Origin of the sequence: Micromonospora sp. NPDC049107 (assembly GCF_040648595.1) — a bacterium.
Classification (GTDB): Bacteria; Actinomycetota; Actinomycetes; order Mycobacteriales; family Micromonosporaceae; genus Micromonospora.
In genome coordinates this window covers 526,475-538,044 of record NZ_JBEZEC010000003.1, presented here as the reverse complement: position 1 = coordinate 538,044, position 11,570 = coordinate 526,475, and the positions used below count along the sequence as shown (strand labels likewise).

Sequence of the window (11,570 nt, the reverse complement as noted above, 5' to 3'; positions counted from 1 at the left end):
CCCGCCACGGCAGCGCGTCCGGATGCGACGGCCGACGCGGGAGCGGCCGCCGGAGCACGGATCGTCGGCATCGTGCAGGCCCGGATGGGCTCGTCCCGGCTGCCCGGCAAGGTGCTGCGCCCGCTCGCCGGGCGGTCCGTGCTCGGCCGCGTCGTCCGCGCCGCCCGCGACAGCGGCGTCCTGGCCGACCTGGTGGTCGCCACGAGCACCGACACGGTCGACGACGCGGTGGTCGACGAGTGCCGCCGGCTCGACGTGCCGTGCCATCGCGGCCCCGTCGACGACGTGCTGGGCCGGTTCGTGGGCGCGCTCGCCGCCCACCCGGGCGACGCGGTCATGCGCTTCACCGCCGACTGCCCGCTGCTCGACCCGGAGATCATCACGCTGGTGGCCTCGGTGTACCGGGCCGTACCCGGGTTGGACTACGCGAGCACGTCGATCGCGCGCACCCTGCCCCGAGGGCTGGACGTCGAGATCATCCGCGCGGACGCCCTGCGTACCCTGGACCGGCTCGCCACCGGCCACCACCGGGTGCACGTGACCTCGTACGCGTACACCCATCCGGAGCTGTTCCGGGTGCTCGGGGTCACCCTCACCCCGAACCGTTCGGCGCTGCGGCTGACCCTCGACACCGAGCAGGACTGGGCGCTGGTGAGCGCCGTCGCCGACCACTTCGGCGACGTCAGCGTGCCACTGGCCAAGCTCGCCGACTGGCTCGACGGGCAACCCCGGCTGCGCGCGCTCAACGCCGACGTACGCCAGAAGCGGCTGGAGGAGTCCTGAGCACGCTACGGGTCGGGCTGCGCTGCGACGCCGGGCCACGGCGCGGCGTGGGGCACCTCGTCCGCTGCCTGGCCCTCGCCGAGGAGTTCCTGGCCCGAGGCGCCCACGTCGCGGTGTTCGGCACGGTCGAGCGCGTCGGCTGGGCCAGCGCCGAACTGGCCGCGCGCGGCATCAAGCTGCACCCCGGCCCCGAGTCACCGAGCGAGCTGGTCGAGGCGGCCCGACGACACGACCTCGACGTGGTGGTCCTCGACTCGTACGAACTGGACCCGGCCGCCGCCGGTGCCCTGCGCGCAGCCGGCATCCTCACCCTCGCCGTGATCGACGGGGACAGCCGGGGCCAGGACGCCGACCTCTACCTCGACCAGAACTTCGGGGCGCGGCCTCCGGACCTGCCCGGACGGCTGCTCGCCGGCAGCGGGTACGCCCTGCTGCGCGACTCGGTCGTGACCGCCCGCCCGGCGAGGCCCCGGCCCGCCACGACGGTCGGCAGGCCACGGGTGCTCGCCTTCTTCGGTGGCACCGACGCGGTCGGCGCGGCACCGGCGCTGACCCGGGTACTGCTGGCCACCGGCCACCCGCTGGACCTCACGGTCGTCGTCGGGCGACCCGAGATCGAGGCCGAGCTGGAGGCGATCAGCCCTGGGCGGGGGCAGGTCGTGCGTCCCGTCCCGCCCACCGGCTCGCTGCCCACCCTGATCACCGAGGCGGACCTCGTGATCAGCGCCGCCGGCACCTCCACCTGGGAACTGTGCTGCCTCGGCGCGCCCGCTGCGCTGGTCTGCGTGGTCGACAACCAGCGCGAGTCGTACACCCGGGTGGTGCGCCACGGCCTGGCCGCCGGCCTCGGCGAACTGCCGGAGTTGACCGCCGCCGGGCTGCCCGGGCGGACCGCCCGAGCGACGGCGGCGCGAACGCTGAACGGGCTGCTCAGCTCGCCGCGACGCCGGGCGGCGCTGGCCGCCCGAGCCTGGGCCGCCGTGGACGGCCAGGGCCGCGCCCGCGTCGTGGACGCCGTGCTGGAGGCCATAACCCCAACCCCCACCAAACCCTGACCGCCGCCCCCGCTCCCCACTACTCCCCGCTCCCCGCTCCCCGCTCCCCGCGATCTTGCACTTGCTGTGGCGACACAAGGGGCGTCTACTCCCATATCGGCAACCGAAACTGCAAGATCGGCGCGGCGGGGGGCGCGGTGTGGGGGCGCGGCGAGGGGCGCGGTGTGGGGGCGCGGCGGGGGGTGCGGTGTGGGGGTGCGGTGTGGGGGCGCGGTGTGGGGGCGCGGCGGGGGGTGCGGTGTGGGGGTGCGGTGTGGGGGCGCGGTGTGGGTGGGGGCTGCGGGCGTGCGGCTCGGCACTCGCACGCTTGTACTAACGTGCTGTTAGGGTGGGCTGCATGGAGGTCGTTTACCAGCCGTCGATGCTCGATCTGACCGACGCGGACCCGGCCCTGGGGCCGCTGCCCGGCGCGATCCGGCGGCACGATCTCACCCGGGGCGCCTGGGTCGACCACCTCCCCGGCTGGGTACGCGGCTCCGACGCGGTCCTCGACACCCTGCTCGCCGAGGTGCCCTGGCGCGCGGAACGCCGGACCATGTACGACAGCGAGGTCGACGTGCCCCGCCTGCTCTGCTGGTACGACGGCGAACGGCAACTGCCGCACCCCGTGCTCACGGCCGCCCGCACCGCCCTGACCCGGCACTACGCACCCGAGCTGGGCGAACCTTTCGTCACCGCCGGCATGTGCCTCTACCGCTCCGGCCGCGACAGCGTCGCCTGGCACGGCGACACCATCGGCCGCTCCGCGCACACGGACACGATCGTCGCGATCGTCTCGTTCGGTTCACCCCGACCGCTGCTGCTACGCCCGCGCGGCGGCGGCGACAGCCTGCGCTTCCCCGTGGGACACGGCGATCTGATCGTCATGGGCGGCTCCTGCCAGCGCACCTGGGAACACGCCATCCCCAAGACCACCCGCCCAGTAGGCCCCAGGGTGAGCGTCCAGTTCCGCCCAATCAACGTCGCCTAACCCGGTCCCTCCCCCACCCCACCCGGCCCCACCCCACCCCACCCACCCCCCTCCCCGCTCCGCCCCGGTGATCAAGAGGTTTGCGTCACGACACGCCGGGAGCGATGACGCAAACCTCTTGATCACCAAGGAGGCAGCGGGGCCGGAGGGCAGAGGGGCCGGGGGGTGGGGGTGGGGGTGGGGGTGGGGGTGGGGAGCGCGGGGTTAGTCGCGTTCGATTAGGTGGCCTACTACCGTTGGGCCGAGCATCACGGCGAAGCCGCTGCCGTCGCGGCGGGGGTCCGCCGCCGGCAGTTCGACCGGCTCGCCGGTGGCGGTCGCGCCGACCGGGCGCGGCCCCACCCAGGCCACGGCGACGTCCGTCTCACCCTTGAGGAACCGGTGGGCACGCACGCCGCCGGTCGCCCGGCCCTTCGCCGGGTACGCCTGAAACGGCGTGACCTTGACCGTCGCTCCGGTGGAGGTGACCACCATCGGCTCGCCGTGACCCGGATCGTCGGTGCGTACCGCGCCGAAGAAGACCACCCGCGCCCCGGCCGGCAGGCTGATGCCGGCCATGCCACCGCCCTTGAGGCCCTGCGGGCGCACCACTGAAGCCGCGAAGCGCAGCAACGACGCCTCCGAGGTCACGAACGTCAGCGTCTCGGTGTTGTCGGTCAGCCAGGTCGCCCCGACCACCTCGTCACCGTCCCGCAGGCCGATCACCTCGAACTCGTCGGACCGCACCGGCCACTCCGGGGCGCAGATCTTGACCACGCCCTGCCGGGTGCCCAGCGCCAGCCCGGCTGAGGCGTCGGCGGCGCCGGCGAGCGGGGCCAGACCGACGACGGTCTCCCCCGCCTCCAGCGGCACCAACTCGGCCGCGGACATGCCGCCGCGCAGCGACACCGTGCCGGCCTGCTCGGGCAGCACCGGTAGCGGCAGTACGTCGATCTTGAAGGCGCGACCCGCGCTGGTGACCAGCAGCACCCGGCCACGGGCCGTGGAGTGCACGATCGCGCGTACCGTGTCGTGCTTGACCCGGCCGTTGCGCCGACGCCCCTCGGCGCTCTCCTCCGACTCGGCCGCGGTCCGGGCGACCAGCCCGGTCGCCGAGAGGATCACCTGGCACGGGTCGTCCGCGACCTCCAGCGGGCCGGCCGGCGCGGACGCCGCCAGCACCTCCTTCAGGTCACCGTCGACAAGGGTCGTACGCCGTTCGGTACTGAACTGCTTGACCACGGCCGCCAGCTCGTCGGAGACCAGCTTCTTGAGCACCCGCTCATCGTCGAGGATCGTGGACAGCTCGGCGATCTCGGAGCGCAGCCGGTCCTGCTCGGCCTCCAGCTCAATCCGGTCGAATTTCGTGAGGCGGCGCAGCGGCGTGTCCAGGATGTAGGTGGCCTGGATGTCGGAGAGGCCGAACTGGCTCATCAGAGCGTCCTTGGCCGCCTGCGCGTCGTCGCTGCCACGGATCAGACGGACCACCCGGTCGATGTCGAGCAGCGCGATCAGCAGACCGTCGACCAGGTGCAGGCGCTCTTCGCGCTTACGGCGGCGGTAGGAGCTGCGCCGGGTGACCACCTCGTACCGGTGGGCGAGGAAGACCTCCAAAAGCGCCTTCAACCCGAGGGTACGGGGCTGACCGTCGACCAGCACGAGGTTGTTGACGCCGAACGACTGCTCCAACGGGGTCAACCGGTACAGGTCGGCGAGGAGCGCCTGCGGGTTGACCCCCACCTTGCACTCGACCACGAGGCGGGTGCCGCTCTCGCGGTCGGTGAGGTCCTTGACGTCCGCGATGCCGGTCAGCCGCTTGGTCTTGGTGACCTCGTTGGTGATCGCCGCGATGACCTTCTCCGCGCCGACGCCGTAGGGCAGCTCGACCACGGTGATGGCCTGGCGGCCCCGGCTGCCCTCGATCGGGCCGATCTCCACCTTGCCGCGCATCCGCACCACGCCGCGCCCGGTCTCGTACGCCCGGCGCACCTCGTCGAGGCCGAGCAGCACGCCACCGGTGGGCAGGTCGGGGCCGGGGACGAACTCCATGAGCTTGTCCAGGGTGGCGTCCGGGTGGTTGATCAGCCAACGGGCCGCGGAGACCACCTCGGCGAGGTTGTGCGGGATCATGTTGGTGGCCATCCCGACCGCGATCCCGGACGCGCCGTTGACCAGCAGGTTCGGAAAGGCCGCCGGCAGCACGGTCGGCTGCGTCAACGACCCGTCGTAGTTGGGCTCGACGTCGACCGTGTCCTCGCCCAGCTCACCGACGAGCAGCATGGCCTCGCGGGACATCCGGGCTTCGGTGTAGCGGCTGGCGGCCGGGCCGTCGTCCGGAGATCCAAAATTTCCATGTCCGTCGATGAGCGGCACGTTGAGCGAGAAGTCCTGCGCCAGGCGGACCATGGCGTCGTAGATCGCCGTGTCGCCGTGCGGATGATACTTTCCCATCGCATCCCCGACAATTCGGGCGGACTTCACGTGCCCTCGGTCGGGGCGGTAGCCCTGCTCGTACATCGACCAGAGGATCCGCCGGTGCACCGGCTTGAGGCCGTCGCGGGCGTCCGGCAGGGCACGGGAGTGGATGACCGAGAAGGCGTACTCCAGGTAGGAGTCGGAGACCTCGGTGACCAGCGGATTGTCGAAGACCCGCGCGCCGGCCTGGTCGAACGAGGAGAGGTCGACCTTGTTGTCCTTGCGGCGTGCCATGACTCAGCTCTCCACTCGAATGAAACGTCGGCTCATGCGTCGATCGCCTCCCGGTCGACCCGGTCGGCGGAGTCGATCAGCCAGTTGCGGCGCGGCTCGACCTTCTCGCCCATCAGCAGTTCGAGGATGCGCTCGGCGGCGTCCACGTCGTCGAGGGTGATCCGGCGGACCGCGCGGGTGGCCGGGTTCATCGTGGTCTCCCACAGCTCGTCGGCGTCCATCTCACCGAGGCCCTTGAAGCGCGGGATGGGCGTGACGATCTGCTTGCCGGCCTTTTCCAGCTTGCGGACCGTCGCCTCCATCTCGGCCTGGGTGTAGGTGTAGACGGTCTGCGGGTTCCGCCCCTTGGTGGTGATCTTGTGCAGGGGCGGCATCGCGGCGTAGAGCCGGCCGGCCTCGATCAACGGCCGCATGTAGCGGGCGAAGAGGGTGATCAGCAGCGTACGGATGTGCGCGCCGTCCACGTCGGCGTCGGCCATGATCAGTACGCGGCCGTAGCGCAGCGCGGACAGGTCGAACGTCCGCCCCGAACCCGCACCGAGCACCTGCACGATCGCCGCGCACTCGGCATTGTCCAGCACCTGCTGCAGGTTGGCCTTCTGCACGTTGAGGATCTTGCCCCGGATCGGCAGCAACGCCTGGTATTCCGACGAACGGGCCATCCGGCTCGTGCCGAGGGCGCTGTCACCCTCCACGATGAACAGCTCGCTACGGTCGATGCCCGTGGCGCGGCAGTCGACCAGCTTCGGCGGCATGGACGCGCCCTCCAGGGCGGTCTTGCGCCGGGCGGCGTCCTTCTGCTGCTTCTGGGTGAGCCGCACCCGCGCCGCGTCGACGATCTTCTGCAGGACGACGCGCGCCTCGGCCTTGGTGCGCCGGTCCTCCAGCCAGGCCTTGACGTGCGCGTCGACGAGGCTCTGGATGACCTTGGTGATGCCGGTGGTCGACAGCTCGTCCTTGGTCTGCGAGGTGAACTGCGGCTCGGGAAGCCGCACGTGCACCACGGCGGTCATCCCCTCCAGGACGTCGTCCAGGGTGGGCGGCTCCTCCTTGGCCTTGAGCAGGCCGCGGGTGTTGCGGACGGCGTCGGCGAGGGTGCGCACCAGGGCCCGCTCGAAGCCCTTGCGGTGGGTGCCGCCGTGGGCGTTGCGGATGGTGTTGGTGAAGCACTCGAGGGTGCGCTCGTAGCCGGTGCCCCAGCGGAACGCCACCTCGACCTCGGCGCGGCGCTGCACGTTGGACTGCATGACGCCGTTGGCGTCGGCGGCGTTCTCCCGGTACGTCCCCTCGCCGTTGACCAGCAGGATGCCGGAGACCGGCCGGTCGCCGGCCGGCGCGAGGAACTCGACCATGTCGCTGAGCCCGTTGGGGTAGTGGAACCGCTCCTCGACGGGCGCCTCACCGGTCAGGTCGCGCAGCAGGTACGTCACGCCGGGGACCAGGAACGCCGTGTTGCGCAGCTTCATCCGGACCGCGTCGACGTCCAGCGCCGCGCCGGTCTCGAAGTAGCGCGCGTCGTGCCACCAGCGGATGGAGGTGCCGGTGCGCTGGCCGCGCTTCATCGCCCCGGTCACCTGGAGCCCCGGTCCGGCGGTGAAGGGCGCGTCCGGCCCGGCGCCGTCGAAGATCCCGGGTACGCCGTGCCGGAACGACATGGCGTGGATCTTGCCGGCGCGGCGGACGGTCACGTCGAACCGACGGGACAGCGCGTTGACCGCCGAGGCGCCAACGCCGTGCAGGCCGCCGGAGGTCTTGTAGCCGGAGCCGCCGAACTTGCCGCCCGCGTGCAGGCGGGTCAGCACCAACTCGACGCCGGAGATGCCGGATTTGGCGTGCACGTCGGTGGGGATGCCCCGGCCGTCGTCGTCGACCTGGACCGAGCCGTCGGGGTGCAGGATCACCTCGACGTTTGTCGCGTGGCCGGCGACGCCCTCGTCAGTGGAGTTGTCGAGGATCTCGTTGACGAGGTGACCCACGCCACGGCTGTCGGTGGAACCGATGTACATGCCGGGCCGCTTACGAACGGCGTCCAGCCCCTCAAGGTGGGTGAGGTCATCGGCCCCGTACAGGGTGTCAGGCTCTGCGGTCAACTGGTCGTACTCCCCGGTCTCGGCGGTGTGGTGCGGCGTCCCAACTGTCGGTCGGCCGGCGCGCGCCGCAGCGAGCCTAGCCCGAGACTGAGACAACTCCCGGAGCACCTACGCGACCCGCCGTGCTCGACCCGACGAACGTGAGCCACCGAACAGCCGCACAGTGAGCAGGGGACCACGCAGAGATACCCACCTCGGTACGATTCCTCACTTGCGGGGACGACGGACGCGGGGAGGCGGCCGGGGTGGACGACACGACACGCGACGCCCTGCGGCGCTCGGTCGGTACGGGTGCCCGGCGTTGGCTGCTCGCGGGCACCCTCCTGGCGGGGCTGCTCACCGCCGTGGCCCTCGTCGCGACCGCGGCGCCCGCCGATCGGACGTTCGTCGACCTGTCGGGTGCGGTCCAGAGTCTGCTGTCGGTGGCGACGCCACTGTTCGGCATCCTGCTCGCGCACGATCCGCGCCGGGAGTCCGGCGGTGTCGTCCCGACGGCGCTCGGAGTGCTGCTGCCGGCCGTCGTGATCGGGGTGGCCGGTGTGGTGATCTGCGCCGCGACGCTGGCGCTGAGCCCGGCCGACGGGGCGGCTGACCCGTGGCGGCATGCCGGCACGGTCGCGGTGGGCAGCGTGCTGGTGCAGGTGGTCGCCGGTCTGGTCGGCACCGGGCTCGGTCTGCTGCTGCGCTCGCGGGTGGTCGCGTTCCTCGCCACGATCGTCCTCCCGCTGGGCCTGTTCGGGCTGTTGGACGCCGTCGACGCGCTGCGTCCGGCGCTGCCGTGGCTCACCCCGTTCGGCAGCGTCCGCAACCTGCTCTCCGGGGAGATGAGCGCGCTGCGGTGGGCGCAGTGGCTGTGCGTACTCCTGATCTGGGGTGTTGGTCTGAACGCGCTCGGCGCGGCCGTGCGCGGCCGGCGTCACCCCTGACGTCGTCGACGGTCCGGCGTTCATCGCCCGTCCAGAGTGGGCGCACACCGCTGCGCCGACATCCACGTGTCGATCGTCGAAAGATTCTGTTACGGGCCATTGACGCCCGTTGCACGGGGGTGATCTGATCGCGCTCTCAGAGAATCTTTCATCTTTCGATGGATGGGAGCCCCATGCCCAGGTTCCGCCGCACCGCGCTCGCCGCGGCACTCACGATCGTCACGGCCGCGCTGTCGACCGCCGTCGCGCTGCCCGCCCCCGCGACCGCCGCGCTGCCCACCGCAGCCGTGGCGCTCGGCGACAGCTTCATCAGCGGGGAGGGCGCCGGCGCGTACACGCCGGTGGTCGACGCCAACGGGGTCACCCAGGGCTTTCCCGGCTGGACCGCCCCGAACAACAACGCGTACTTCTGCCACCGGTCGGCCAACGCCTCGCTGAACCAGGCGAACCTGCCGGGCATCCAGAACCGGTTCAACCTGGCCTGCTCCGGCGGCCAGCCGCACGACATCGCGACCGCCTCGCAGGCCCGGACCAACGGCCGTACGGTGGCCGCGCAGCTCGACCAGCTCCGTGCCGTCGCGCAGACCCAGGACATCGACCTGGTGCTGATCGGCCTTGGTTCCAACAACAGCTCGTTCACCTTCGGCAGCGTCGCGGAGACGTGCGCCAACCGGTTCATCGCCGACGCCTGGACCGGCTGGTGGGAGTTCTGGGCGTACCTGAACGGTCCGGTCGAGCAGAAGCCGTGCAGCGACGCCGACCTGGCCACCGCCGCGCAGTTCAGCGCCGCGACCGCGGAGACCACCGCCGCCGTACGCCAGATCCTCACCACCCTCGACCAGGTGGACGCGGACGGACAGCACCGGGTGGTGTTCCAGGACTACACCAACCCGCTGCCGCAGGAGCTGAACGCGGCGTTCCACGAGGAGGACGGCCGCGACGACACCCGGGACAAGTTCCGTGACCTCGGCGCCGAGCGGTACGCGGCCGGCTGCCCGATCCACCGGGCCAGCCTCGCCCCCGGGCACCGCTTCTCGCAGGGACTCGGCGGCATCGTGAAGTCCACTCGGGACACCCTGGCCGCCGAGTTCCCCAACGACGACCTGGTCTATCTGAACGTGCAGCGGGCCTTCGACGGCGCGCGGCTGTGCGAGTCGACGTCCAGCCCGGCCGGCGCGCTGGCCACCCCGATCCGGTTGCAGGACGGCGCCACGGGCACCTTCGTGACGAGCCTCGCCGGTAAGGACAAGATCGCCATCCAGCGGATCGCCAACACCTGCGTCAGCTACTTCCAGACGTGCCAGGAGTCGTGGCACCCCAACGCCACCGGACACCAGGTGCTCGGCCAGTGCCTCGCCGGCGCGGCCGTCACCGCCGCCCGCGCGGTGTCGTGTGTCCGTGCGAGCAACGGGGCGATCTCGGTCTCCTGACCGGTCTCGCCACCGGAGGCCCCGTCATCCGACGGGGCCTCCGTCGTGTCGACTCAGTCCTCCTGCTCGACCGGCGTCCGTTCGCCGTCGCGCTCCACCTCGATCGGCGCGTGGTCCTTGCGCGGCGCGACCTCGGCGGTGGTGCGGTGCGGATCGTTGTCCGGGTGCATGAGCACCGCGTCGGTCTTGGGGGTCTTCTCGCGGACCTCGTCCGGCTGCGACATGCCGTTCCCCTCTCCGTCGGCGTCCGCCTGACCTACCCACCGCCGCGCCGACGACTCCTCGGCGAAGACGGTTCGGCCCCCGAAGCCCGAATGTCCCCGTCGCGGGGATCGACCGGCGGACGACGGGGTTAGCCGTCCGGGCGACGGGTAAGCCGCCTCGCCCGACACGGCGGAAGGGGATCACACATGTCCGAACGACACACCGCACTGCGCTCGATGCACGATCTGGGTCTGGCGGCCTGGTTCGGCGGCTCCCTCATGGGTGCCTTCGGCGTCAACGGCGCGGCAGCGAAGATCAACGACTCGACCCAGCGGCTCCCGGTCGCCTCGGCCGGATGGTCCAAGTGGACACCGGTCAACGCGGCCGCGATCGGCGCGCACCTCGCCGGCGCGGTCGGCGAACTTGTCACCGAGAGCCCGCGGGTGGCGGCCCAGCGTGGAGTTGGCCGCGCCAGCGCCATCAAGACGGCGCTGACGATCGGCGCGCTGGCCGTCACCGGCTACAGCCGGTTGGTGGGTATGCGGTTGGAGAAGGCGGGCGGACCGCCGGTGAGCGGCGCCACCGAGCCCAACCACCAGACACCGGCCAGCGTCGCCTCCTCGCAGCGGCAGATGAAGCTGCTCCAGTGGGCGATCCCGGCGCTGACCGGATCGCTGGTCGTGGTCACCGCGTACATGGGTGAGCAGCAGAAGCCCGGTCAGGTGCTGCGGGGCCTGATGAGCCGTGCCGGCGGGATGCGCAGCGCCCCGATGGGCCTGGCCAAGATCGGCATGAGCGTCGGCGGCAAGCGCCAGATGGCGATGGCCGGACGCTGAGCGTCGGGCCGGCCGGGGCCCCGCCGGACCGTCGACGGCGGGACGCCGGCCGGCCCTGCGCCGCGCGGCACTTCGGGGTGGGCACGGGTCGCACCGGCGCCGGCCCACCCCGCGCCCACGCCCGGTGGACAGGACCGGGAGGGGCAACCCGTCCGTCGACAGCGGCGGACCGACCGAAGAGGTGGCCATGACGGCACACGAGGGACGCGGCGGTGACCGGCTCGAACCGGAGGCGACCAACCCGTGGGGAACCAGCGACGGCCTCGACGCCGACGCGCCCTGGGGCGCGGGCGACGACGCCCCGATGGACGAGGGCAGCGAGGAGACGGCGGTGCCCGAGGGGCGGCGCGGTGAACGGCGGGCGGGCTTGCCGGACGGGCAGAGCGGCCCGGCCGGACGGCACGGCTTCGGCTCGGTCGAGCCCACCCGCACCACGATGGCGGGGCCGGGCGCGCCGCCCGATCCCGCGCCCAGCGGACGGACGTTCCCCGACGAGGCGGAGGTCACCGACCGGTCCCAGGACGCGCTGCGCAGCCGGGGTCGCCGCTCCTGAACGCCGGCGCTGCCCGCAGGCCCGGACGGTGGGCA

Annotated in this window: 10 protein-coding genes; 7 read left to right on the top strand and 3 right to left on the bottom strand. The window is 72.2% G+C overall.

From position 1 onward, the window contains the following. Window positions 1-60: 60 nt before the first annotated feature. The 3 genes from AB0B55_RS10710 to AB0B55_RS10700 all read left to right on the top strand — a co-directional run bounded on the left by AB0B55_RS10710 (window position 61) and on the right by AB0B55_RS10700 (window position 2,808). The gene (locus AB0B55_RS10710) at window positions 61-783 is read left to right on the top strand and encodes a glycosyltransferase family protein (protein WP_357171593.1); all 723 of its coding nucleotides are present in this window, start codon (window positions 61-63) and stop codon (window positions 781-783) included. After that, on the top strand, window positions 780-1,838 hold the full coding sequence (locus AB0B55_RS10705; protein ID WP_357171592.1) for a spore coat protein: 1,059 nt from the start codon (window positions 780-782) through the stop codon (window positions 1,836-1,838). Before AB0B55_RS10710 ends, AB0B55_RS10705 begins: the two co-directional genes overlap by 4 nt. Before the next feature lie 337 nt (window positions 1,839-2,175). Further along, a complete protein-coding gene (locus AB0B55_RS10700) occupies window positions 2,176-2,808 on the top strand; it encodes an alpha-ketoglutarate-dependent dioxygenase AlkB (protein ID WP_357120136.1) in 633 nt (210 codons plus the stop codon). 204 nt (window positions 2,809-3,012) lie between these two features. Here the strand turns inward: AB0B55_RS10700 and AB0B55_RS10695 are convergent, their stop codons facing one another. Both AB0B55_RS10695 and AB0B55_RS10690 read right to left on the bottom strand, forming a co-directional pair. Then, a complete protein-coding gene (locus AB0B55_RS10695) occupies window positions 3,013-5,496 on the bottom strand; it encodes a DNA topoisomerase IV subunit A (protein ID WP_357171541.1) in 2,484 nt (827 codons plus the stop codon). A gap of 32 nt (window positions 5,497-5,528) precedes the next feature. Continuing rightward, window positions 5,529-7,586: a DNA topoisomerase IV subunit B gene (locus AB0B55_RS10690; protein WP_357120142.1), complete on the bottom strand. Its 2,058-nt coding sequence runs from the start codon at window positions 7,584-7,586 to the stop codon at window positions 5,529-5,531. 245 nt (window positions 7,587-7,831) lie between these two features. On the opposite strand from AB0B55_RS10690, the gene AB0B55_RS10685 reads away from it, so the two are divergent. Together AB0B55_RS10685 and AB0B55_RS10680 are read left to right on the top strand one after the other, a co-directional pair. Continuing rightward, window positions 7,832-8,512, top strand: coding sequence for a hypothetical protein (locus tag AB0B55_RS10685; protein WP_357120145.1), 681 nt, complete (start codon window positions 7,832-7,834; stop codon window positions 8,510-8,512). A 173-nt stretch (window positions 8,513-8,685) separates the two neighbouring features. Continuing rightward, complete coding sequence (locus AB0B55_RS10680; protein WP_357171540.1) at window positions 8,686-9,942, top strand: hypothetical protein; 1,257 nt, start codon at window positions 8,686-8,688, stop codon at window positions 9,940-9,942. 53 nt (window positions 9,943-9,995) lie between these two features. Here AB0B55_RS10680 and AB0B55_RS10675 read toward each other — a convergent pair whose 3' ends face one another. Then, entirely contained in the window at window positions 9,996-10,166 is a 171-nt protein-coding gene (locus tag AB0B55_RS10675; protein WP_355050353.1) for a hypothetical protein, read from the bottom strand. A gap of 186 nt (window positions 10,167-10,352) precedes the next feature. Here AB0B55_RS10675 and AB0B55_RS10670 point away from each other — a divergent pair, with 186 nt between their 5' ends. Beyond that, window positions 10,353-10,982, top strand: a complete 630-nt coding sequence (locus AB0B55_RS10670) for a hypothetical protein (RefSeq protein WP_357120151.1) — start codon at window positions 10,353-10,355, stop codon at window positions 10,980-10,982. Window positions 10,983-11,169: 187 nt separating this feature from the next. Continuing rightward, window positions 11,170-11,535, top strand: a complete 366-nt coding sequence (locus AB0B55_RS10665) for a hypothetical protein (RefSeq protein WP_357120154.1) — start codon at window positions 11,170-11,172, stop codon at window positions 11,533-11,535. Window positions 11,536-11,570 lie beyond the last annotated feature (35 nt).

Bases quoted from the DNA above. Each gene is read 5' to 3' on its own strand.
- AB0B55_RS10700 (WP_357120136.1), top strand. From the start codon at position 2,176: ATGGAGGTCGTTTACCAGCCGTCGATGCTCGATCTGACCGACGCGGAC.
- AB0B55_RS10695 (WP_357171541.1), bottom strand. From the start codon at position 5,496: ATGGCACGCCGCAAGGACAACAAGGTCGACCTCTCCTCGTTCGACCAG.
- AB0B55_RS10680 (WP_357171540.1), top strand. From the start codon at position 8,686: ATGCCCAGGTTCCGCCGCACCGCGCTCGCCGCGGCACTCACGATCGTC.
- AB0B55_RS10675 (WP_355050353.1), bottom strand. From the start codon at position 10,166: ATGTCGCAGCCGGACGAGGTCCGCGAGAAGACCCCCAAGACCGACGCG.
- AB0B55_RS10670 (WP_357120151.1), top strand. From the start codon at position 10,353: ATGTCCGAACGACACACCGCACTGCGCTCGATGCACGATCTGGGTCTG.
- AB0B55_RS10665 (WP_357120154.1), top strand. From the start codon at position 11,170: ATGACGGCACACGAGGGACGCGGCGGTGACCGGCTCGAACCGGAGGCG.